The sequence below is a fragment of the Streptomyces sp. NPDC050433 genome (genome assembly GCF_044458565.1).
GTDB lineage: Bacteria > Actinomycetota > Actinomycetes > Streptomycetales > Streptomycetaceae > Streptomyces.
Window position 1 is genome coordinate 22,378 of sequence record NZ_JBITIB010000040.1, and the last position, 21,599, is coordinate 43,976.

The following is a 21,599-nucleotide window of genomic DNA, read 5'->3' on the forward strand; positions in this document are numbered from 1 at the left end:
CCGCCGACCGAGGTCAGGCGAGCAGCCGCCGCTCCTTCGCCAGCGCCACCGCCCCCGACCGGGTGTCCACCCCCAACTTGCCGTAGATACGGCCCAGATGGGTCTTCACCGTCGCCTCGCTGATGAACAGCGCGCGGGCGATCTCGCGGTTGCCCAGGCCGCGTGCCAACTGCTGGAGTATGTCCAGCTCCCGTTCGGACAAGGCGGGGCGCGGGCTGCGCAGTTGGGCCAGGAGACGGTTCGCGATCGGCGCCGAGAGCGCGGTGTGGCCGGACGCCGCGTCGCGGATGGCGGCGAAGAGTTCGTCCGGCTGTTCCGCCTTCAGCAGGTAACCCGTGGCGCCCGCCTCGATGGCACGGGTGATGTCGGCGTCCGTGTCGAACATCGTGAGCACGAGCACACGCGGCGGGCCCCCGGCCGGAGGGCCGTACGCCCCGCCCGCGAGCAACTGCCTGGTGGCCGCCACGCCGTCCATGCCCTCGCCACCGAGCTGGAGGTCCATCAGTACGACATCGGGTCGCACCCGCGCCGCCGTCGCCAGCGCCTCCTCTCCGCTGCCCGCCTCGCCGACCACCTCGATGCCGTCGGTGCTGGACAACAGGGCGCGCAGTCCGGCGCGTACCACCGCGTGGTCGTCGCACAGCAGCAGCCGTACGGGAGTTGTGGACGCCGGTGCGCTCGCGCTCATGACACGGCCTTTCCGAGCTTGTCGAGTACAGGTGTGCGCACGCCGGGTGTGCGCACGCCGGGTGTGTGCACGAGGGGAACGGCCGCCGACACCACCGTGCCCTCCCCCGGCTCGGACTCCACGGTGAGCGTGCCGCCCAACTGCCGTGCCCGCACCCGCATGGCGGGCAGCCCGTGCCCGCGCCCCGGCCGCCCGGCGGCCACCGCGAACCCGCGTCCGTCATCGGCGATGTCCAGGGAGATCTGATCGTCCAGGCAGGTCAGGGTCAGCGCCGCCCGCGTCGCCCCGGCGTGCTCGCGTACGTTGGCCAACGCCCCCTGCGCGATACGCAGCAGCGCCGCCTCCATCCGTTCGGGCAGCGGACCCAACGTGCCGTCCAGCCGGAAGACCACGGTCAGCCCGCCGCCGCTCTCGCGTTCGGCGAGCGCGCCCAGCGCCGGGGCGAGCGTGCGCTCGGCCAGGTCGGCCGGGGCCAGGTCGTGCACGAACCGGCGCGCCTCGGCGAGACTGCGGGACGCGATCTCGCCCGCGTCCCGCACATGGCCCCGTGCCGCGTCCGGGTCCGCCCGCCAGACGCGTTCGGCGGCCTGGAGCAGCATCTGCTGGCTCGACAGGCCCTGCGCGAGAGTGTCGTGGATCTCGGTGGACAGCCGCTGCCGCTCCGCGAGGATCCCCGCCCGGCGCTCGGTGGCGGCGAGGTCACGGCGCGTACGGACCAGATCGTCGATCAGCGCGCGCTGCCGGCCGGCCTGGCGTTTGAGATGGATCAGTACGGCGGTCCCGACCGCGGCGACGGCCGGCGGGGCGAGCAGCGCGTTGGGGTCGAACTCGTCCTGCGCGAAACGCAGTTTGGACGCCACAACCAGCAGGGTCAGTACGGCGGCGAGCGACACGGCGGTCCGCGTCGACAAGGTGTGCAGACCGGTGAAGAAGAGCGGCATCGCGCACCAAGCCGCGCTCGGCGCGAGCGCGAGCAGCACCACCCAGACCGCCAGCACCGCCGCCACCCACGCCAGATAGCGGGCGTCGGGCCGCGTACCCGGAGACGGCGCGGGCGCCAGGAACCGGCCGACGAGATAGAGCCCCCCGAACACCACGAACAGCCCGACGACCCAGCCGGTGTATGTCCCGCCCTCGTGCCGGATCAGATAGCGCGCGAGTGAGGCGCCCAGAAGCAGGACGAACGCGGCGTCCAGGACGGCCGTGAGCCACCGCCGGTCGGGATCGGCCACCGTCGTCTCCGTCACGCGCCTGCCCCTCAGCCCCTGGTCGTCGTTCATTCGTGGTCACCCCACCCATCAGTCCTAGCGTGCCCGCCACGGTCCCGCATCAGCCGATCGGTCGACACGGCTGTCGCCCGTACCGCTCGCGAACGGGGGCCGGTTCGCCGTACCGCCGCGCCCCGGCCGCCCCGAGGCTGATGACAACACCCCGGCCAGCCGGCCCGTACGCACGTAGGGAATCGCCACATGCCCGCCAAGAACGTCACCGTCAACCGCGCCGCCCTCGGCCACCGCATCGCCTACGCGCTCCGCCACCCCAACCGGGCGCCCCGCCATCTTGCCCGCGCGGCCCGCGACACCTGGCTGCGCTACCGCTGGCCGGACCACATCTCGTACTACCGCGCGGTCATGCGCTCCGACACCCGCGCCGACCCGGACGCGGCGGTCGGCAGCCGCAGCCGTGAACGGTGGCTGGCCCTCGGCTCCATGCAGTTCGACTACCTGCTGGGACACGGACTGCGCCCCGAGCACCGGATGCTGGAGATCGGCTGCGGCAATCTCCGCGCGGGCTGGCGGTTCATCGACCACCTGGAGGCCGGGCACTACTACGGCATCGACATCTCCCCCGACATACTCGCCGCCGCCCAGGACACCCTGGTCCGCCAGGGCCTCCAGCCCCGCCTCCCCACCCTCACCCCGGTCCGCGACCTGAAGCTGAGCTTCCTCCCGGACGCCCACTTCGACGTGGTCCACGCCCACAGCGTCTTCTCGCACTCACCGCTCCCGGTGATCGAGGAATGCCTGGCCCACGTCGGCCGGGTGCTGGCGCCGGGCGGCTGGTTCGACTTCACCTTCGACCGCACCGAGGGCAAGGAACACCAGGTACTGCGGGAGGACTTCTACTACCGCACGGAGACCCTGATCACCCTGGCCGAACGCCACGGCCTGTCGGCCCGTTTCATGACCGACTGGGAAGACCTCCCCCACGGCCAGTCCAAGATCCGCGTCACCCACGGCCCCGTCCGGTAACCACGCCGCCGTACCGTAACCGCGCCCGCACACCCGTACCCGAACCGCTCCCCGTGGGTGAGGATGGCCGGGACCGGCACGATGCCGGTGGAAGACGGAGGGGGAGCGGGTCGGCGTGCTGTTGCGGCAGCTGGAGTATCTGGTCGCGCTCGCCCGCGAGCGGCACTTCGCGCGCGCCGCCGACGCCTGCTTCGTCTCGCAGCCCTCGCTCTCCGCCGCGATACGCAAGCTGGAGCACGAACTGGGCGTGCCCGTCGTGCGGCGCGGCCGGCGCTTCGAGGGGCTGACGCCCGAGGGCGAGCGGGTACTGCTCTGGGCGCACCGGATCCTCGCCGAACGCGACGCGCTGCACCATGAGTTGTCGGTCATGCGGGGCGGTCTCACCGGCAGGCTGCGGCTGGGCGCCATCCCCACCGCGCTGACCGCCGCGTCCTTGCTGACCACGCCGTTCTGTGAGCAGCATCCCCTCGTCCGCGTCTCGTTGGAGACGCTGTCGTCGCGCGACATCACACGGCGGCTGACCTCCTTCGAGCTGGACATCGCGCTCACGTATCTGGACGACGAAAGCCTGCGGCAGGTACGCAGGACGCCCCTGTACGAGGAGCGGTATCTGCTTCTCACCCCGCACGACAGCCCGCTCGCCGAGCGGCGGTCGGTGCGCTGGTCCGAGGTCGCAGGGCTGCCGCTCTGTCTGCTGTCGCCGCAGATGCGCAATCGCCGCATCATGGACGAGTACTTCGCCGCCGAGGGCGCGAGCGTCACCCCGGCCATCGAGACCGACACCGTGGCGGGCCTGTACACGCACATGGCGGCGAGCCGCTGGTCGAGCGTGATCTCGCACGCCTGGCTGCACATGTTCGGCGTCCCCGGCACCATGCGCGTGGTCCCGCTGGAGCACCCCGTGCACGGCCCGCGCGTCGGCCTGGTCATCGCCGACCGCAGCCCCGAACCGGTGCTGGCGAAGGCGCTGTTGGAGACCGCGCGGCGGCTGAGCGTACGGGAAGTGCTGGACAGCCTGCTCGACACGCACCTCACGCGGGCGACCACATCAGAGCCGAAACCCGAACCACCCGCCCCGGAACGATAGTCCGCGTCTATCCCGGCATAGAGAAGATCGCTTTGCCAGGGCCCGACGCCAGGACCCACCGTAAGAGGCACCTTCCGAAGCACTCCCGCAGCAGCAACGGACGAGGAGCCGCAACCCCATGGCCAAGATCCTGTGTGTGCTCTACGACGACCCGACCGACGGACAGCCCACCACCTACGCCCGCGACGACCTCCCGGTCATCGACCACTACCCCGGCGGCCAGACCACCCCCACCCCCGAGGGCACCGACTTCACCCCCGGCCGGCTGCTGGGCAGCGTCTCCGGTGAGCTGGGCCTGCGCTCCTTCCTGGAGAGCCGCGGCCACACCCTCGTCGTCACGTCCGACAAGGAGGGCGCGGGATCGGTCTTCGACCGCGAGCTGGCCGACGCGGACATCGTCATCTCCCAGCCGTTCTGGCCGGCTTATCTGACGGCGGAACGTATCGCCGCCGCCAAGAACCTGAAGCTCGCCGTCACCGCCGGCATCGGCTCCGACCATGTCGACCTCGACGCCGCCATCGCGCACGGCGTCACCGTCGCGGAGGTGACGTACTGCAACAGCATCAGCGTCGCCGAGCATGTGGTGATGACGGTGCTCGGCCTCGTACGCAACTTCATCCCCTCGCACCAGATCGTGCTCGACGGCGGCTGGAACATAGCGGACGCCGTCAAGCGCTCGTACGACCTGGAGGGCATGCAGGTCGGTACGGTCGCGGCCGGCCGTATCGGGCTCGCCGTCCTGCGCCGCCTCGCCCCCTTCGACGTGGGGCTTCACTACACCGACCGCCACCGGCTGCCCGAGGCCGTCGAGCGGGAGCTGAACCTCACCTGGCACGAGTCGACAGCCGCGATGGTGCCGCACTGCGACGTCGTCACCATCAACGCGCCGCTGCATCCGGAGACCGAGGGCCTGTTCGACGACAAGCTCATCGGCACCATGAAGCGCGGCGCGTACCTCATCAACACCGCCCGCGCGAAGATCGTCGACCGCGACGCCGTCGACCGCGCGCTGCGGGGCGGTCAGCTGGCGGGGTACGGCGGCGACGTCTGGTACCCGCAGCCCGCGCCCGCCGACCACCCGTGGCGCACCATGCCGCACCACGCGATGACGCCGCACATATCGGGGTCGTCGCTCTCGGCGCAGGCGCGATACGCGGCCGGTACGCGGGAGATCCTGGAGTCGTACTTCGCCGGGAACCCGATCCGTGACGAGTACCTGATCGTGGAGGGCGGGGCGCTGGCCGGCACGGGAGCGCACTCGTACTCCACGAAGGAGGGCTGAGTCCGGGGGCCCGGCGAGCCCCGGCGGCCCCCGACAGGCCCCGGCGGGATTCCGCTGTCCGCGATGTGCGATCGTGCGCGCCATGACGGCGTTCCAGGAGCACATGCGGCGGGCGGGTGAGCGGGCGCTGGAGGCGGTTCCGGCACCGCTCAGGGCCGAGATCTATGTGATCTCGTTCCGGATCTGGCGGCACGACTCGCTCGACAGCCGCCACCCGTACCTCGCGATCGGTTACAACACCGAGAGCGAGGTACGGCGCGTACTGGCCGCGCAGCGGGATCCCGGCTCCGATCCCGGCGAGGTGCGGTGGAGTTACGCGTACTGGCTGCTGGACGAGACGACGGGCATCGTCGGCCATGGTCCCGAACCGACGGACGATCCGGCCGGAGCCGCCCTGCACCTGGCCGAGATCAAGGAACTCGGGCTCTGGTACGAGGAATCCGACCACGAGGATGCCGACGGCGAGGAACAGAGCGCGCGGGACGAACTCCTGACGGCGCACTTCGACGACGCCTGCCTCGACCTCGCGCGGCATCTGCACGCGAGCGGAAAACTCACCGAAGTCCTCGGCCGCCCCGTACCGATCGTGCCGTTCGACATGTACCGCGCCGGATACGAGCCGGATCTCGCCGAGACCGCGAACCCGCCCGAGGTGGTGGCCGACTACCTCGCGTGGGCGAGGGCGCAGGAGGAGTGAGAGCGTCGTTGGCCCAAGCGCTCAGAACGAGAACGAGCTGACCCCGCGGGCCAGCAACTCAGCCCGCACCTCCCGTCCGTCGGGCACGCGCCGGGCGACGTAGTCACTGAGAACGGCGTGCGTGAGTCCGCTGATCTCCAGCAGCGGTGCGAACGTCGCCAACTCGGTGGTCGAGGAGAGCCGGAAGTCCACCTTGCTCAGAGTGGGCAGCCCGGCGAGCGCGGAGACGTCGAGCAGCCCGAGCGAGTAGGCCTTGATCGATTCGATCGACGTGCTGCCGGTCAGGAAGTCGAAGTCCGGCCATGCCTGATACCGGTACTCCAGCTCGCGCAGCTCTTTCATCCCTCCCATCGGCGGTGGCTTCAGCCGGTCGCACGACTCGATCGTGATCTTGCGCAGGGTGGGCGAGCCGGCGAGGGCGTCCAGCGACTCCAGTTGCCCTACGCCCTCCAGCCGTAGATCGGCCAGCGGCGCCCGGCCGGCCAGGCCGGTCAGGTCGTGCAGGACCTCGCCCCCGAATATCCGCACCTGCCGCAGCCGAGGCTGATCGCCGACCCTGCCGAGGTCGGCCAGAGAGGGGCAGTGCCGTACGTCGAGTACGCGCAGGTCGGGAAGGTCCGGCGCGCCGTCGAGCGTACGCAGGGTCCGGAAGCGGTCGATCAACAGCACGCGCACGCCGGGCAGTTCGGGCAGGAAACCGAGGTCGGGTCCGCCGTCGACGTTCGTCAGGAACAGCCGGCGGGGCGCAGGGGCGCCGGCCAGTGACGAGAAGTCGGACAGGGCCGTGCAGTCGCGCACCCTGAGCAGGTCGAGTGCGGTCAGCGCCTCGACCCCGGCGACGGAGGTGAGCCGTTCGCAGTCGGCGATTTCCAGATTCACCAGGCCGGGCAGGCCCGCGATGGCCCGCAGGTCGCGGAGTTCGACGCACTCGGTGAGGACCAGTTCGGTGACGTCCGGGTGGTGGCCGAGGCCGTCGAGCGACCTGAGGCGGCGGACCTTATCCATCCGCAGCACACGCAGGCCGGGCATGGCGTCGATGCCCTTGAGGGTGGTGAGGTGGGCGCAACTGGTGAGGTCCAGTTCGGTGACCGCGCCGACATCTGTCAGGGCCGACAGATCCTTGATGCCGGTCCAGCCCAGGTCGAGCGTGGCGAGCCTGCGCAGACCGCTGAGCGGGTGGATGTCGCGCAGACCCCGGCAGCCCTGGAGGCTGAGGGATTCCAGGTCGGGCAGTGCGGCGCCGAGTCCGGTGACGGACGCGACGCCCGTCATGCTGAGGTCGAGCCGGCGCAGCGCGCGCAGTGCCAGCAGCGGGGCGATGTCCTTCACCTTGCGGCAACGGTGCAGACGCAGGCTCTCCAGGGCGGTGAGTCCGGCGAGCGGCGTGAGATCGTCGATGCCCGAACAGCCGCCCAGATCAAGGCTGATGAGCCGGGTGAACGTGAACTCGGCGAACGGCGCGAGATCGGTGAGCCCGGCGCACCGGTCCAGATGGAGCGTGCGCAGGACGGGGGCGAGATGCCGCAGCCCCTCCGGGACGGCCTTGCTCACCTTGAGATCGGTGCGGTTCTCCCGCGCGTAGGCGGGGACGAGGAGGAGTTCGGCGAAGCCGTCGGGGTCGGCGACCTTGGGCCACAGCTTCAGGAGCGCGTCGGTGCTCGGCTGCCCGACGGCGGCGAACCGCGCGGCGAGCGCGACGGCCTCACCGGGGTCGACGGCCGGGGCGTCGGCGCCTCGGACGAGCAGTTCACGTACGACCTTACGGGCCTGCGGCGCCTTGACGATGGCCAGCAGCCCGCGCAGGTCATCCAGTTCGCGTGAGCGGGATGTGGTCATGCCACCGCAGGATAGGCGCCGAGTCCGACAGCACAGGCACTCGGGCCCCCGGCCCCTACGCTTTCACCTCGAACGAACGCAGCCACAGCTCCAACGTCAGGACCAGCCACAACTTGCCTCCCTGGCGCGGCAGCAGCGTCCCCTCCTGTCGTAGCCACGACCGGATCGTGTCCTCACGGAACAGCCCACGGGCCCGCGCCGACCTGCCGAGCAGCAGGTCGTGGCCCAGCTCGCGCAGGGGTCCGTCCAGCCACTGCTGGACCGGCACCCGCATTCCGCTCTTCGGCCGGTCCACGATCGTCGGCGGCAGCAGGTCCCGTACCGCCTCCTTCAGGATCCACTTCTCGCTCGTCCCGGCGAGCTTCAGCCGGGGCGGCACCCGGAACGCGTGGTCGACGACCGCCCGGTCGAACAGCGGGGCGCGGCCCTCCAGCCCTTGGGACGCGGTGATGCGCTCCACCTTGGTGAGGATGTGGTGGGCGCCCTTGGTCCGCAGGTTGGTGTGGAGCAACTGGTTGAGCAGGCTGGTCATCTGACCCTGCCTCAGATACGGGACCAGCAGGTCCGTGACGGGCGGCGCGTCCGCGAGCTCGGCCAGCACATCGGGCGTGAGCAGCACCGGCAGGTCACCGTGGCACTTGCGGTACGAGTCGACGTAGGCCCGCGCCCGTGAGTCCACACCCCCCTCGTCCCGGTGCAGCTCGTGGATCAGCATGGGCAGGTTCTTGGGGCCGCCGAACACCGGGTCGCCGCCCTCCCCGTTCAGCACCACGCTCATACCGTCCGCCGCGACCGCCTCGGCGAGCATCAGGTTGGGCACGGTGAGCGGGTCGCCGACCGGGCTGTCCAGCAGCGCGACGGTCTCCGGCAGCCGCGCCGCGACCGCCTCACCGGGGACGGTGAGCACCTGGTGCTCGGTATGGCAGTGGGCGGCGACCAGCCCGGAGTAGGCGAGTTCGTTCGGGGCGTCGCCGCCGAAGCTGATCGAGTACGACCGGACGGCCTGGTCGTGCAGCTTGGCGGCGAGCGCGGTGACCAGGCTGCTGTCCACTCCGCCGGAGAGGAGCACCCCGACCGGTTCGGCGGCCGGCAGCCGCCGCGCTGTGGCGGACTCCAGCAACTCGCGCAGCTCCCGCGCGTGGTCGGCCGCCGAACGTTCGTCGGCCACCTCCGCGGGCTCCCAGTACGTTTCCTCCACCACGGAACCGTCCGGCTTCAGCCGTACACACCGCCCCGGAAGCACCTCGTGTATCCCGCGCAACAGGGTCTCCCTGCCGGGCAGATACGCGAAGGTCAGGAACGACCGGACGGCCGGCAGATGCAGCCCGGTGTCCAGCGCGGGCCAGCGCTGGAGCGCCCGCAGGGAGGTGGAGGCCGCCCAGGCGACGCGGTCGCCGGTGCCCGCGCGGGCGTGGAAGAGCGTGCGGGCGCCCATGTGGTCCCGTACGAGGACGAGTTCGTCCCCTTCGGCGATGGCGAGGGCGAACATGCCGTCGGCGGCGGCCAGTCCGGCGGCCCCGAACCTGACGTACGCGCGCAGGAGCAGTTCACCGTCGGAGCAGTCACCGGGAACGGTGTCCGCGCCGAGCCGGGAACGGAGTTCGGGCGCGTTGTGCAGCGTGACCTCGCCGATCGCTTGCACGTCACCCACCCGGTACGGCCCCGCGGCGGCGCCGGGGCCGTCGAGCAGGCCGAGCGCATGACAGCCTCGCGCCGTCCGCAGCGGACGGCCGCCCATGGCCGTCACCTGCCCGGCCGGGTCGTCAGCGGTCAGACACGCACACCAGCGGGACATCACGCCTCCTTTCTTCCCTGATCCCAGCTCCCCGGCAACCCGCGCACCCTCGCCTCCGCCCGCACCCCGCCCGCGCTCAGCCGAAGTCGTCGTCCCCGTCGCCGGAGCCGTCGCCCCAGTCCCCGTAGCCCGCGTCGCCGGAGCCCCCGCCGTCGCCGCTCGACGAACTCGCCTCGGCCTGCCTGCGCAGCTCCTCCTCCTCTTCCGGGGAGAGGGAGGAGGGCGGCATGGTCAGCCCTCCGATGACGGCACCGGCGGCCACCGCACCCAGGACGGTGCCCAGCCGGCCGCCGAACGACGTCCGGTTCACCGTCAGCACCCCGTCGCTCCACAGCGTCCGGCCGTAACCGGCCTCCCTGCCGTAGATCGTCCGGCGCCCGTCCTCGTACACCCGCTTCACGATCCGGCGTCCCAGCAGCTCGTCGGTGCCCGAGCGACCGCTCTCGTCCCGCCACCGCACGACGCGCCCGCTCGCTCCGCCGACCGGGCTGCGCCACTCCTGACGGGTGTCCGAGTAGCGCCGGTGGACCGTGCGGTCGGCGAGCAGTTCGTCGGTGTAGGTGATCTCCCGCCTCTGCGGCTGCGGCACTGCGGTTCCTCTCATGCGGTGGGCCAGCTCAGGAAACCCGCCCGGCGTACCTGACGAAGTTCGGTCAACTGCGAGCGGGGCGGGCGGACTTCCCGTACGAGACGGTGCACCGTACGGATCAGTGACGCCGGGTTCACGGCGGCCAGTTCCACGAATCTGCCGCGCCGCAGCCAGTCGCGCTCGCGGCGGCTGAGCGCGAACGCGAGCCCCGGACCGGCGGCGACACCGGCACCGCCGACGACGAACGGGGCCGGACCGTGAGCGGGCACGGCCGCGTACGCCGGTCCACGGCCGTGGACCAGATGGAGAGCGCCCGCCTGCCGTGGCCGCAGCCCCAGCGGGACGACCCGCACCCCGTCCGGCACGTCGACGGACCGGGCGAACCGGGCCGGGAAGGTGAGCCCGTACGCGCTGGCGTCGTGCAGCAGATAGACCGTCGCCCGCTCGGCCAGCGCGAGCATCCTCAACACACCCGGATCGAGGGGCAGTTCGGAGGATCCGTACACCGGGCAGGCCGACTCCATCGGTACCCCGTTGGCCCGCAGCATGGCGGCGATGTCGTCGGACTCGCACACCAGCAGCCTCGGCAGACCGTAGTCGAACAGGTCGGGTTCCGGGGTGTGCCGCCCCGCCACCTGCCGGGGCGTGGGCGCGAAGGGCGGGAGCAGGCCGTCCACCGACTCCGGGCCGTGCCGGCGCAGCGCGGCCCGGTACGCGTCGTACGTCAGCGCGGGTGCCGAGGTGAAGTGTGTGCGCCGGGGCGCCCGGTGCCACGGTTGCAGCACCCGGCACACCTCGTAGTACAACTGCCGCTCGGTGAAGCGGAGTTGTCCGGGTGCGCCGGCCTTCTCGGCCGCCGTACGCAGCACCCGGTCGAGGACCGCCTGCCGCAGCTGCCCGACGGGCACCGCGTGCTCGTCCCGCCCCGCGTCCCTCATGACGCCGTCGGCCAGGTGAGGAACCCGACCTGCTGCGCACGCCCCCGGTCCGGGTCTGCCATCCCCTCCGCCCGGTCCACCGCCCGCGCGACCACGGTCAGCAGTTTCGCCGGCGGCACGGCGGCAAGCGGGGACCACCAGCCACGGTTCAGCCACTCGGTCTCCGCCGCGGTCAGCACCGACGACGCACGGATGGCGTCCAGGTCCCGGCGCTCCAGCGGCTTCCGCAGCCGTACGGCGCTCGCCTTGTCCATCACGGTGCGCGGCAGCATCCCGGCGACCACCACCCGGCCGCCGAGCGCGGCTCTGGTCGCTGCGGCGAAGGCGAGCCCCGCCGGGCTGGCATCATGCAGGACTATCCCCACAACACCCGGCCCCCCGGCCGCTGTCGGGCCGGTGGATATCGCCCGGAGCTGGTCCAGCGACTGCGCCAGCGCGAGCGAGTGCGTCGTGTGCGCACCGTTCAGAGCGAGGCAGGCCAGCACATCGCGGTCCGGGCAGAGAAGGACCAGCCTCGGCGCCCCGTCGTCGGGCTTCACGGGGATCTGCACACTTCCTTCGTCCATCAGCCCGAACGGCCGACTGTAGACGGAGGTCCAGCGGTCGATGACCGAGGTCCGGAAGCGGTCGAGCGGCATCGCCACATCGACGGTGCCGGTCCGCTTCGCGCGACGGGAGGCACGGACGGTCAGCAGGACGACCAGCGCCAGGAAGACCAGTGCGAGCGCGATGGTGGCCCGCGTCACCTCCGGATCGAACTCGGAGATGCCGATGACCAACCACGAGACGAAGGCCGTCGCCACGACGGAGCCGATGAAGACGCATCCGTACGAAGTGCCCCCCGCGGGGGTGCGGTTGCGCGCGGCGGCGTACCAGAGCTGGGTGGGCGTGTAGCGCAGTCCTCCGCCGTCGGTGAGCTTCTCGATGAGCTTGCGCATCCGGACGTCGTGCAGGCGGAGCGAGTTCTCCTTCGGTTCGAGAGCGAACGCACGCTTGCAGGCCAAGCAGGTCCCGCCCCCTCGCTCTCGGTAGCGAAGGTCTTTCGCACAGTGCGGGCAGATCACGGCGGCCCCCTCCAACTGCCCTGAGAAGCGCATGGTTTCGTTATGTCGAACGGACAGATCCTAGACGATGGAGCTTGATTTAGATGTCCAATTCCCGTACACGAATGAAACGCGAGGCGAACGCCGAGAACGAGGTCCATGACGTCGCGGAATTCAGGGACGCGGCGAGGAATGTCGTCACACCCGTCCTCCAACTGCCCGAAGACATCGCCCTGGCCGTGGTGAATGCCTTCACCAAGGTCGTGAGAGACGCGAAGAGAAGCGAATCGGCGACGACGCGGAACGAGGATGGGATAACCCGTTTCCAGACCTTCGAGGAGGGCGACGTCTATATGCTCGAAGCCCCCTTCGACGACTTCTTCGCCGACCGCTATCTGATGGATTTCTACAATGTGGAGGAGCGCGGCGTCTGCTCCCGCATGCATATGCACACGGGTCTGCGATTCGTGCGGATGATGACGGGCCCGGACACCCGGATCCGGGTGAGCAGCCTCTCCCCGTTCGAGATCACCTGTGTCACCGGCGTAACTCCCTTCTCGTTGGGGTCCTTCGAGGACGCGCTGCCCGACACCCCGCCGGGTGTCGAGCGCACGCGCTACAACCTGGTCGTGCCGCCCTGCTCGTTCGTGGACATGCAGATCCCGCGCGGGGTGAGCCACCAGTTCAACGCCGTCGGCGAGCACGCGGTCATCGATTCCGTCCACCCGGAGGAATCCGTGGAGACATTCCGCGAGAAGATGTCCGGATTCAAGATGATGGCGCAGACGGTATTCCTGGCGGACGAACTCCCCGCGTCGGACACATGTGCCGATCTGCCCGCCTGACAGAACCTCTATGACGTCGCGGACGTCGTGGAGAGCCGGCGCAGCCATTCCGTCATCAGGGCCATCTCCGCGGTGCTGAGCCCCGACTCCGCCGAGCGCCCCAGCAGGACGTTCAACTGAGCCGCCGCCGCGGGCAGCTGCGTCCTGCCCGTGGTCCGCGTGCCGCCCTCCTCCGCCGCCGTCACGTCGGGCGTGAAGACGGTGGCGTGCACGGCGTCGCGCACCCGCCGGGAGGTGTCCCTGTCGGTGAAGGTCGAGGGACGGGCGACGAGCATCAGCGCCACCCCGACGTTGGCCGACATGACGACCTGGGCAGCCGCCTCGGGCGCCAGCCGCAACTTGCCGTCCGCCGCCGCCCGTCGCAGATCCCTGGTGAGGATCTCGTGGGACTCCAGGGCCGCCGCCGGCGGCGTACGCATCGCGGGGGAGTACATCAGCCGGTACAGATTCGGGTTGTCCAGCGCGAACTCCACATGGCTGTCCCAGCCCTTGCGCAGATCCTCTATCGGATCGTCCTCCGGCGCGCGCTGCCGCTTGGTCTCCAGATACCTGTCGAAGCCGTAGTCCACGACGGCGGACAGCAGCCCCTCCTTGTCCCCGAAGTACCGGTAGAGCGCCGGGGCACCCACCTGCGCGGCGTCGCACACGGCCCGCGTGGAGACGTCCCCGTTGGGCGACTCGGCGACCAGCCGGGCCGCGACTTCCAGGATCCTCGCGCGTGTGCTCATGGCCGACGACCGTATCAAGGGCTTCGTAGCGCTGTTACGCATGAGGAGCGACAGCACGAGGAACGGCGGCGTGAGGGGCGGCGGCGTGAGGAGTGAGGAGGTCGTCCAGGCCGATACGGGTGAGGAACTCGGCCCTTATTCGGTCCGCGACCCGGCTGACCTCTTCGGAGCCGTCGTTCGCGGGATCCACATGCACCCGGAACGGCCGCTCGCCGTGAGGGGCGTCCACGACGGCGACGATGGCGTCGGCGACCTGCGACACGTCGGCGTCGGCCGGCGCGAGGTCGGCCAGGCGCCGCGCGACCTGGTCCATGAGACCGGCGTACCGCTCCTCGTAAGCGGTGACGACGCTCTGCTCGGACGGGTGCCCGCCGGTGATGAAGTGGTTGGTGCCCGAGGTGAAGGCGCCGGGCACCACGATGCTGGTCTCGATACCGAACCGGGCCAGCTCCGCCGCGTACGAGACGGCGAGCGAGTCCATGGCGGCCTTCGCGGCGAAGTACGGCGCGAGATACGGCGGCGTGCCGCCGCGACTGGACGTGGAGCCGATCCACACGACCAACCCGTGCCGCTGGGCGCGGAGATGAGGCAGTGCGGCCCTGTTGACGCGCTGGGTGCCGAGCACGTTCGTGTCGTAGACGGCCATCAGCTCCTCGGGCGTGAACGCCTCGGTGGGCCCGGTGACCATGTGGCCGGCGTTGTGCACGACCACGTCGAGCCCGCCGGCCTCGGCAAGCACGGTGGCTATGGCGGCGTCGGCCGACTCCTGGGAGAGCACGTCCAGCTCCACCGTGCGGAGGTCCACTCCGTGCCCGTCGGCGTACGCCCGCGCCTCGGCGACCCGGTCCGCGTTCCGGCCCGTGGTGTCGCGCATCGCGGCGTACACCGTGTGCCCGGCGCGGGCGAGGGAACGCGCGGCGAGCGCTCCGAAACCGGAACCGGCACCCGTGATCACGATGGTTTTCGCGGTGTCATCCATGAACAGAACTCCACTTCTCGATCGATCGAAGGACGCGGCGGTCGCGCGCGGCTCAGACGATGCCGCCGTTGGCACGCAGAACCTGGCCGTTGACCCAGCGGGCCGGTCCGGCGAGGAAGGAGACGACCTCGGCTATGTCCTCCGGACGGCCGAGCCGCTCCAGCGGCGCCTGGGAGGCCAGCTTCGCGACGGTCTCCTCGTCCTTGCCGTCGAGGAACAGGGCGGTGGCGGTCGGTCCGGGCGCCACCGCGTTCACGGTGATGTCGCGTCCGCGCAGCTCCCTGGCCAGGATCAGCGTCATCGCCTCGACAGCGCCCTTGCTGGCCGCGTACGCCGTGTATCCCGGAAAGGCCAGGCCCACCACCGAGCTGGAGAAGTTGATGATCGCCCCGCCGCTCCGCAGTCGGCGCGCTGCCTGCTGGTCGACCACGAACGTGCCTCGGATGTTGGTGCGGTGCATCCGGTCCAGCGCCTCCAGCTCCGTATCGACCAGCGGCGTCACCGACATGACACCCGCCGCGTGCACAAGGACGTCCACACCCCCGAAGGCCTTCTCCGCCGCGTCGAAGAGCGCCGACACCGCGACCTCGTCGGCCACATCGGCACGGAAGGCCATGGCCGTCCCGCCCGCCTCGGTGATGGCGGCCACCGTCGCCTCCGCCTCGGTCTGATTCCCCGCGTAGTTGACGACAACGACGTGTCCGTCCGCCGCCAGGCGCTCCGCGCTCTCCCGGCCGATCCCGCGGGACCCTCCGGTCACGATCACCACTCGACGAGTTGTGCTCGGCTGCTCGCTCATGACGCTGCTCCCTGGGTAGCGGATACCGGATGCCGGATAGCGGTCTTCGCCGCCCGACAACAACAACGCTAACACGATCGACGTAGCGTCGCTACTTTCTTCTGTAACATCGCTACGCACGGCACCACGAGCCGCCCGCTACGCGATCACTCCACCGAGCCCACTGAGTCCCACCGAGTCCGACCGAGTGATTCGAAAGAAAAATCCCGCAAGCTGTCGAGAACCCGTCATCGGCTCCGACGTCCCCTGTGAGAGTTGCCCACAAGGGACGACAGCACGGAATAAGGAGCGACGTCATGAAGTATCTGGTGATGGTCCAGGGTTCGCAGGCCGACTACGACGCGATGACCGGCAAGGCGTCCGAGCACAGCGCGGCCTGGAGCGAGAAGGACCTGCAAGCGATGTTCGCCTTCATGGGTGAGGTCAACAACGACCTCGCCGAGTCCGGCGAACTGGTGGACGCCAACGGTCTCGGCGCGCCCTCGGAGACCCGCTTCGTCAGCGCGGGCAAGGACGGCAAGCCGGTGATCACGGACGGACCGTACGGCGAGACGAAGGAGCTGCTGGCCGGCTACTGGGTGCTCGACTGCGCGAGCCTGGAACGGGTCACCGAGATCGCCGCGCGCGTCGCGGCGTGTCCCCAGCCCGAGGGTGCCCCCTTCTACCCGGTGGTCATCCGCCCCATCCAGGGCGAGCCGGCGACCGATGCCTGAGACACCGTGCGCGCCCCGGTACGACGGGGTGTAATACACGGTGTGAACGACCCCTCGACCGGCCGCCCCACCACGACCGAGGACCTGCTGCGCCGCCACGCGCCGCAGGTCCTCGGCGCGCTCGTCCGCCGCTACGGCCACTTCGACCTCGCCGAGGACGCCGTACAGGAAGCGCTCATCGCCGCCGCCCGGCAGTGGCCGGACACCGGCCCGCCCGACAACCCCCGCGGCTGGCTGATCAAGACCGCCTCCCGCCGGCTCGTCGACCAGCTCCGCAGCGAAGAGGCGCGCCGCAGGCGAGAGGAGAGCGCCGCCGCGCTCACCCCCAGGGACGCCTTCACCGCGCCGCCGCCCGGCGAGAGCCGCGCCCCCTCGGAGGACGACACCCTCACCCTCCTCTTCCTCTGCTGCCATCCCGAACTGCCCGCCGCCGGGCGCACCGCACTCACCCTGCGCGCCGTCGGCGGTCTGACCACCGCCGAGATCGCCCGCGCGCATCTGGTGCCCGAGGCGACGATGGCGCAGCGCATCAGCAGGGCGAAACAGAAGATCCGGGGCGTGCCCTTCCGGCAGCCGGGCCCCGATGACCGCGACGCCCGGCTCGCCACCGTGCTCCAGGTGCTCTACCTGATATTCAACGAGGGCCATACGGCCACATCCGGCAGCGAGTTGCACCGCGCGGATCTGTCGTACGAGGCGATCCGGCTGACCCGGGCGGTCCGGCGGCTGCTGCCGACCGAGGGCGCCGTGACGGGCCTCCTCGCGCTGATGCTGCTCACGGAGGCGCGGAGCCCGGCCCGCACGGGACCGCACGGTGAACTCATCCCGCTGGACGAGCAGGACCGCGACCGCTGGGACCGCACGGCGATCGGCGAGGGTACGGCGCTGGTCGAGGAGGCGCTGTCCCAAGGGCCTGCCGGCGCCTACCAGTTGCAGGCCGCGATCGCCGCGCTGCACGACGAGGCGGCGAGCGCCGAGGACACCGACTGGCTCCAGATCGTGGCGCTGTACGACGAGTTGCTGCGCCGTGCTCCCGGGCCGGAGCCGATGGCCGAGCTGAGCAGGGCGGTCGCTGTCGCGATGGCACACGGACCGGCGGCCGGACTCGCACAACTCAAGGGACTTGAGGAGGAGTTGGCGGGCAACCACCGACTCGACGCGGTGCGGGCCCATCTGCTGGAGAAGGCGGGCGACAAGGAAGGCGCCCTGGCCGCCTACCAGTCGGCGGCCGAGCGCACGCTCAGCGGGCCGGAGACCCGCTACTTGATGATGCGGGCGGCCCGACTGCGCGCCTGAGCCCCCACGTACGGCTCCCTAGAGCGGTTCGCCGAGCGGCCCGTACTCCTCGACCAGCGACCTGGCCCAATGTGCGGCGAAGTCCGGCTGCGTACCGTCCGCGTCCGTGAAGCCGTACTCCTCATACAGCCCCCAAGTCGCCAGCGCCCGACCCGACTTGGCCATGATGTCCGGATCGGCGGCCAGCGCGGCGACCGCGCGTCCCAGATACGCGGGGCTCTCGGAGTGGGCGAAGTTCGGGTCCTGGGCCACCGCGTCCCGCCACGTCTCCTCGGTGACACCGAGACCTTCCAGCATCGCCTCGGAACGCAGAAAGCCCGGCGTGATCGCGACAGCGGCGACGCCGTACGGCTTCAACTCGGCGGCCTGCGCGACCGCGAGGCGGATCACCGAGGACTTCACGAGGTCGTAGAAGACGCTCCCCCGGTAGCGGGCCGTGTTCCCGTCCGTCACCTCCACGACCAGCCCGCTCCGCCGGGCGACCAGCAGCGGCAGCGCGTAACGGCTGGTGATCACATGTGTGTCGACCGCCTGCCGCAGCAGCCGGAACCCGGCGTCCAGGTCCTGCTCCCACAGCGGATGCTCCCAGTCGGTCAACGGGTCGCCGCCCCATACGGAGTTGACGAGGATGTCCAGCCGTCCGTCCTGCTCGGCCGCGATCCGGTCGACCAGTGCGCGTACGTCGTCGGGCCTGCTGTGGTCGGTACGGACGGCGATACCGCGCCCGCCGGCGGCGGTGACCAGGTCGGCCGCGCCCTCGATGGTCTCCGGGCGGTCCAGCTCGGAGCGCCCGGCGGAGCTGCTGCGGCCGGTGACGTACACCGTCGCCCCGGCAGCGCCGAGTTCGACCGCGATACCGCGCCCGCCGCCTCGGGTGCCGCCCGCGACGAGCGCGACCTTGCCGGCCAGCGGGCCGGGCGCCGTAGCCACATCCTTCATGATTCCTCCTGGTCAGCGAGTACGCGCCGGTCCACGCGCTTCTCCACGCGCCGCTCCATATGCCGCGCCAGCACCTCGTCGATCTCCTGCCGCATCCGCTGCTCCAACGTCCCCTCGCGGTCGAGCGCCCAGACCAACCCGGCCCCGGCGGACATCGCCTGTACGGAACGGGCCAGCGGCCGTACGTCCGTCCCGGCCCTCAGCTCCCCGGCGGCGACAGCGGCGGTCAGCAACTCCTCGACGGCGCGCCGCTCGGCCCGGTGAACGGTGAGGGCGTGCGCGTGGAAGTCCGGTTCGCTGAGGTCCAGACAGAGAAACGCCAGATGGTTGGCGTACGTCTGCGGAGTCGTCATCGGCTCCATCGACTCCACGAGCAGCACGGTCAGCGCGGCGAGCGCCGAGCCGTGCGCCCGGCGCAGCCGCTCCGGCGCCGTACGCGCCCCGGCCTCAGCGCTCTGGGCGGCCCGCTCGGCCAGGGCCAGCAGCAGGCCCCGCTTGGACCCGAAGCGCTGCATGAGCGTGCCGGGTACGACGCCCACCTCGCGGGCCACAGCCGCGAGCGTGAGTCCGGCGGGCCCGACGCGTCCGACGACGTCGGCGGTCGCGCGCAGGATCGCGGCGTCGTCGACACCACGGGGACGTCCGGCCACGGCGACGACACTCCTCACTTAATAAATGTACGTTCATTCATTAAACAGAGCGCACAACGGAACGGCAACCGCACCCGACCCCGTCAGCCGACCCGTCAGCCCGTCAGGCTGCCGACCGTCCCGAGCTGCTTCCACTTGCCGCTCTCGCGGACATCGACCCACACCGGCCGGTCGAGAGCCTGATGGTCCTTGAAGCGGTAGCGGCCCAGCAGCCCCGTGACATCGACACCGCCCATGGTCTTCCGGAGCGAGGCCCGCGCCTCCTCGGAATCCGCTTCCGCCGCGCCCGGTTCCGGCAAGGCCCCGTCGTCCATGAGCTGCCCGATCCCGGCGGCGAGCACGAGCGTGGCGTCGTACAACTCGACCGCGCCCCTCGCCTCGAACATCTTCCGCTGTGCGGCCGGGGCCGCGCAGACCTTCGGGAACAGCTCGCAGTCCGCCTTCGGCTGCCGCTCGTCGTGGAAGGAACGGAAGCGCAACGTGCCGTCCGGCACCAACGTGTCTTCCTTGTCGGTGTATTCGTGGTCGTCGTCGGTGTCGCAGGACGCCTCGTAGTCCTCCTGCACGACCATCAACTGTCCGGACTTCTTCAGCGCGTCGACCCAGCCGTCCCGCTGCCGGGCGTTGGGCAGGGTGACGGTGTCCGGCCGGTTGTCGGCCACGTCGCGGGCGACGTCCTCCTCGTCCATCTCCTCCGGGTAGCCCACGGACTCGATGGCGTCGATACCCGCCTCGCGCAGCCCGTGCCCGAGTTCGAGATGGTTCGGATCGTCCGCGGCGAGGTCGTGGTCCCAGTTGTAATCGGAGCCGACGATCAGCTTGTTCGTGTCGTACGCACCCCGCAGATAGCGCCCTTCCTGCTCACCCATGTCGAACTTCTTCGGCATCATGCCGAAGGCGAAGTCCGGGCCCGAGCTCCCCTTGCACGTGTCGATCGTGGCCATCCGAGCGTCGAAGCCCGTGTCGATGCCGTCGACACTGCTGACGTCGCCGACCAGCGCGAGCATGCCCGGATACTTCTCCAGCATCTCGGTCGCCGGGGTCTCCCGGTGGTCCTTGACCGGGACGACACGCACCGGCAGCTTCTTGCCCGACGTGCGCTCGGCGTCCTTGAGAGCGGCCTCGACGATCGCGGCACGCTCCACCCCGTACTGATCGTCGAGCGACCAGTCGAACGGGACACCGACGACGTACTCCTCCGCCATCGCGGCAGTGGGCCCGCCGACCGGAGTCCCCTCGTCGTCGGGCGACGAGGACGAGGACGAGAGCGCGAACCCGGTGGGTATGCCGAGCACGACCAGCGCCACGGCGGCCCCGACGAGGGCGTTACGCCGGCGGCGCCGTGGGGCCGGCGGGGGCGGCGGGGCGGAGACCTTGGCGACGTAGTGAGGCCGAGGCGCCGGGCGAGGGACCGGACGCGCGTCTTCCGGCTCGGGCTCAGGCTCGGGCTCGGACTCGCGCTCCGAGTCGGGCTGGGACTCAGGCTCTGGCTCCGACACGGCCACAGACGCCGCCTCATGTACGACGACGGCCGCACCCTCCGCATGCTCCCGTATCCGCTCCAACTCCACGCGCGCCGCCCGCGCGTCCGACGGCCGGTCGCCGGGGTCCTTGGCCATCAGCGAGAGGATCAACCGGTCCATGTCGGGGCCGAGTTCGGCACGGGCCCGGCTCGGCCGCAGCGGCTCGTCGTTCAGGTGGTTGTACATGATCCCGGCCGCGTGGCCGACGAACGGCGGTCGCCCGACGAGGAGTTCGTACAGGACGCAGCCCAGCGCGTAGAGATCCGTACGCCCGTCGCCGTTCCGCTGCTGAAAGCGCTCGGGCGCCATGTACAGCACGCTGCCGAAGGGCGCCTGTCCCGTCTGGGTGAGCTGCGGATCGCTGGACCTGGCCTCGGTGTACTTGGCGATGCCGAAGTCCACCACCTTGGCCACGCCCTCGCCGGTGACCATGATGTTGGCCGGCTTGATGTCGCGGTGCACGATGCCCGCCGCGTGCGCGACCTCCAGCCCCCGGCACACATCGGCGGCCCAGCTCAGCGCGTCCGCCACACTGACGCGCCCGCTCTCGGCGAGAACGTCGTGCAGCGTCCGGCCGTCCACGAGCGCCATCACGAGATACGGGCTGTCCCCGTCCGTCCCGTGATCGTGTACGGCGACGATGTGCGGGCTGTCCAGCGACGCCACGGCCCGCGCCTCCCGCCGGAACCGCGCCAACTGCTCCCGCCGCTCCCGCGACTCCCCGTCACCGGCGGAACCCTTGGAGCCCCCGTCACCCCCCGAGCCCCCACCCGGCGCGAGAAGCAGTTTTACGGCGACCTCCCGCCCCAACTCCCGGTCGCGCGCCCGCCAGACCTCCCCCATCCCTCCGGCCCCGAGCAACTCCCCCAACTCGTACCGCCCGCTGAGCAACCGCCCCCGCACGATGCCCTCCCCCTCCA

The 21,599-nt window shown here is 70.9% G+C and carries 20 protein-coding genes; 7 read left to right on the forward strand and 13 right to left on the reverse strand.

Translation table 11 applies throughout. The annotated features are described in order from the left end of the window. Window positions 1–13 precede the first annotated feature (13 nt). On the reverse strand, window positions 14–688 hold the full coding sequence (locus ACIBLA_RS33885; protein ID WP_363239906.1) for a response regulator transcription factor: 675 nt from the start codon (window positions 686–688) through the stop codon (window positions 14–16). Continuing rightward, window positions 685–1,968, reverse strand: coding sequence for a sensor histidine kinase (locus tag ACIBLA_RS33890; RefSeq protein WP_399200832.1), 1,284 nt, complete (start codon window positions 1,966–1,968; stop codon window positions 685–687). Before ACIBLA_RS33890 ends, ACIBLA_RS33885 begins: the two co-directional genes overlap by 4 nt. A gap of 189 nt (window positions 1,969–2,157) precedes the next feature. On the opposite strand from ACIBLA_RS33890, the gene ACIBLA_RS33895 reads away from it, so the two are divergent. The 4 genes from ACIBLA_RS33895 to ACIBLA_RS33910 all read left to right on the forward strand — a co-directional run bounded on the left by ACIBLA_RS33895 (window position 2,158) and on the right by ACIBLA_RS33910 (window position 6,006). Beyond that, window positions 2,158–2,940, forward strand: a complete 783-nt coding sequence (locus ACIBLA_RS33895) for a class I SAM-dependent methyltransferase (protein ID WP_363239908.1) — start codon at window positions 2,158–2,160, stop codon at window positions 2,938–2,940. Window positions 2,941–3,055: 115 nt separating this feature from the next. Further along, on the forward strand, window positions 3,056–4,027 hold the full coding sequence (locus ACIBLA_RS33900) for a LysR family transcriptional regulator (protein WP_363239909.1): 972 nt from the start codon (window positions 3,056–3,058) through the stop codon (window positions 4,025–4,027). Between the two features lie 118 nt (window positions 4,028–4,145). Continuing rightward, window positions 4,146–5,309, forward strand: coding sequence for an NAD-dependent formate dehydrogenase (locus ACIBLA_RS33905; protein WP_363239910.1), 1,164 nt, complete (start codon window positions 4,146–4,148; stop codon window positions 5,307–5,309). A gap of 82 nt (window positions 5,310–5,391) precedes the next feature. Next, on the forward strand, window positions 5,392–6,006 hold the full coding sequence (locus ACIBLA_RS33910; RefSeq protein WP_363239911.1) for a hypothetical protein: 615 nt from the start codon (window positions 5,392–5,394) through the stop codon (window positions 6,004–6,006). 21 nt (window positions 6,007–6,027) lie between these two features. Here the strand turns inward: ACIBLA_RS33910 and ACIBLA_RS33915 are convergent, their stop codons facing one another. From ACIBLA_RS33915 to ACIBLA_RS33935, 5 genes are all read right to left on the reverse strand, one after another. Continuing rightward, window positions 6,028–7,842, reverse strand: coding sequence for a leucine-rich repeat domain-containing protein (locus ACIBLA_RS33915; protein WP_363239912.1), 1,815 nt, complete (start codon window positions 7,840–7,842; stop codon window positions 6,028–6,030). A 55-nt stretch (window positions 7,843–7,897) separates the two neighbouring features. After that, complete coding sequence (locus tag ACIBLA_RS33920; protein ID WP_363239913.1) at window positions 7,898–9,637, reverse strand: asparagine synthase-related protein; 1,740 nt, start codon at window positions 9,635–9,637, stop codon at window positions 7,898–7,900. 76 nt (window positions 9,638–9,713) lie between these two features. Beyond that, window positions 9,714–10,226 carry a hypothetical protein gene (locus ACIBLA_RS33925; protein ID WP_363239914.1) on the reverse strand — a complete coding sequence of 171 codons (513 nt, stop codon included), beginning with the start codon at window positions 10,224–10,226 and terminating at the stop codon, window positions 9,714–9,716. An 11-nt stretch (window positions 10,227–10,237) separates the two neighbouring features. Then, window positions 10,238–11,164, reverse strand: coding sequence for a hypothetical protein (locus ACIBLA_RS33930; protein WP_363239915.1), 927 nt, complete (start codon window positions 11,162–11,164; stop codon window positions 10,238–10,240). Next, window positions 11,161–12,168, reverse strand: coding sequence for a hypothetical protein (locus ACIBLA_RS33935; protein ID WP_363239916.1), 1,008 nt, complete (start codon window positions 12,166–12,168; stop codon window positions 11,161–11,163). The genes ACIBLA_RS33930 and ACIBLA_RS33935 overlap by 4 nt, the downstream gene beginning before the upstream one ends. Before the next feature lie 164 nt (window positions 12,169–12,332). Between ACIBLA_RS33935 and ACIBLA_RS33940 the strand changes: the two genes are divergently transcribed. Further along, window positions 12,333–13,052, forward strand: coding sequence for a hypothetical protein (locus ACIBLA_RS33940; RefSeq protein WP_363239917.1), 720 nt, complete (start codon window positions 12,333–12,335; stop codon window positions 13,050–13,052). A gap of 8 nt (window positions 13,053–13,060) precedes the next feature. On the opposite strand, the gene ACIBLA_RS33945 is transcribed toward ACIBLA_RS33940, so the two are convergent. The 3 genes from ACIBLA_RS33945 to ACIBLA_RS33955 are packed head-to-tail and all read right to left on the reverse strand — an operon-like array spanning window position 13,061 to window position 15,558. Beyond that, window positions 13,061–13,780 (reverse strand): TetR/AcrR family transcriptional regulator, encoded by a 720-nt coding sequence (locus tag ACIBLA_RS33945; protein WP_363239918.1) that lies wholly within the window; start codon window positions 13,778–13,780, stop codon window positions 13,061–13,063. Window positions 13,781–13,814: 34 nt separating this feature from the next. After that, window positions 13,815–14,759 (reverse strand): SDR family NAD(P)-dependent oxidoreductase, encoded by a 945-nt coding sequence (locus ACIBLA_RS33950; RefSeq protein WP_363239919.1) that lies wholly within the window; start codon window positions 14,757–14,759, stop codon window positions 13,815–13,817. 52 nt (window positions 14,760–14,811) lie between these two features. Then, window positions 14,812–15,558, reverse strand: a complete 747-nt coding sequence (locus ACIBLA_RS33955; protein WP_363239920.1) for an SDR family oxidoreductase — start codon at window positions 15,556–15,558, stop codon at window positions 14,812–14,814. 296 nt (window positions 15,559–15,854) lie between these two features. Between ACIBLA_RS33955 and ACIBLA_RS33960 the strand changes: the two genes are divergently transcribed. Together ACIBLA_RS33960 and ACIBLA_RS33965 are read left to right on the forward strand one after the other, a co-directional pair. Continuing rightward, on the forward strand, window positions 15,855–16,271 hold the full coding sequence (locus tag ACIBLA_RS33960; RefSeq protein WP_363239921.1) for a YciI family protein: 417 nt from the start codon (window positions 15,855–15,857) through the stop codon (window positions 16,269–16,271). Between the two features lie 42 nt (window positions 16,272–16,313). After that, window positions 16,314–17,567, forward strand: coding sequence for a sigma-70 family RNA polymerase sigma factor (locus ACIBLA_RS33965; protein ID WP_363239922.1), 1,254 nt, complete (start codon window positions 16,314–16,316; stop codon window positions 17,565–17,567). An 18-nt stretch (window positions 17,568–17,585) separates the two neighbouring features. Here the strand turns inward: ACIBLA_RS33965 and ACIBLA_RS33970 are convergent, their stop codons facing one another. From ACIBLA_RS33970 to ACIBLA_RS33980, 3 genes are all read right to left on the reverse strand, one after another. Beyond that, window positions 17,586–18,506, reverse strand: coding sequence for an SDR family oxidoreductase (locus ACIBLA_RS33970; protein ID WP_363239923.1), 921 nt, complete (start codon window positions 18,504–18,506; stop codon window positions 17,586–17,588). Continuing rightward, on the reverse strand, window positions 18,503–19,156 hold the full coding sequence (locus tag ACIBLA_RS33975; protein ID WP_363239924.1) for a helix-turn-helix domain-containing protein: 654 nt from the start codon (window positions 19,154–19,156) through the stop codon (window positions 18,503–18,505). Before ACIBLA_RS33975 ends, ACIBLA_RS33970 begins: the two co-directional genes overlap by 4 nt. A gap of 95 nt (window positions 19,157–19,251) precedes the next feature. Further along, entirely contained in the window at window positions 19,252–21,582 is a 2,331-nt protein-coding gene (locus tag ACIBLA_RS33980) for a protein kinase (protein ID WP_399200833.1), read from the reverse strand. Window positions 21,583–21,599: the final 17 nt, after the last annotated feature.

Bases quoted from the DNA above. Each gene is read 5' to 3' on its own strand.
- ACIBLA_RS33905 (WP_363239910.1), top strand. From the start codon at position 4,146: ATGGCCAAGATCCTGTGTGTGCTCTACGACGACCCGACCGACGGACAG.
- ACIBLA_RS33895 (WP_363239908.1), top strand. From the start codon at position 2,158: ATGCCCGCCAAGAACGTCACCGTCAACCGCGCCGCCCTCGGCCACCGC.
- ACIBLA_RS33910 (WP_363239911.1), top strand. From the start codon at position 5,392: ATGACGGCGTTCCAGGAGCACATGCGGCGGGCGGGTGAGCGGGCGCTG.
- ACIBLA_RS33960 (WP_363239921.1), top strand. From the start codon at position 15,855: ATGAAGTATCTGGTGATGGTCCAGGGTTCGCAGGCCGACTACGACGCG.
- ACIBLA_RS33890 (WP_399200832.1), bottom strand. From the start codon at position 1,968: ATGAACGACGACCAGGGGCTGAGGGGCAGGCGCGTGACGGAGACGACG.
- ACIBLA_RS33950 (WP_363239919.1), bottom strand. From the start codon at position 14,759: ATGGATGACACCGCGAAAACCATCGTGATCACGGGTGCCGGTTCCGGT.
- ACIBLA_RS33940 (WP_363239917.1), top strand. From the start codon at position 12,333: ATGAAACGCGAGGCGAACGCCGAGAACGAGGTCCATGACGTCGCGGAA.
- ACIBLA_RS33885 (WP_363239906.1), bottom strand. From the start codon at position 688: ATGAGCGCGAGCGCACCGGCGTCCACAACTCCCGTACGGCTGCTGCTG.
- ACIBLA_RS33915 (WP_363239912.1), bottom strand. From the start codon at position 7,842: ATGACCACATCCCGCTCACGCGAACTGGATGACCTGCGCGGGCTGCTG.
- ACIBLA_RS33930 (WP_363239915.1), bottom strand. From the start codon at position 11,164: ATGAGGGACGCGGGGCGGGACGAGCACGCGGTGCCCGTCGGGCAGCTG.
- ACIBLA_RS33945 (WP_363239918.1), bottom strand. From the start codon at position 13,780: ATGAGCACACGCGCGAGGATCCTGGAAGTCGCGGCCCGGCTGGTCGCC.
- ACIBLA_RS33955 (WP_363239920.1), bottom strand. From the start codon at position 15,558: ATGAGCGAGCAGCCGAGCACAACTCGTCGAGTGGTGATCGTGACCGGA.
- ACIBLA_RS33920 (WP_363239913.1), bottom strand. From the start codon at position 9,637: ATGTCCCGCTGGTGTGCGTGTCTGACCGCTGACGACCCGGCCGGGCAG.
- ACIBLA_RS33970 (WP_363239923.1), bottom strand. From the start codon at position 18,506: ATGAAGGATGTGGCTACGGCGCCCGGCCCGCTGGCCGGCAAGGTCGCG.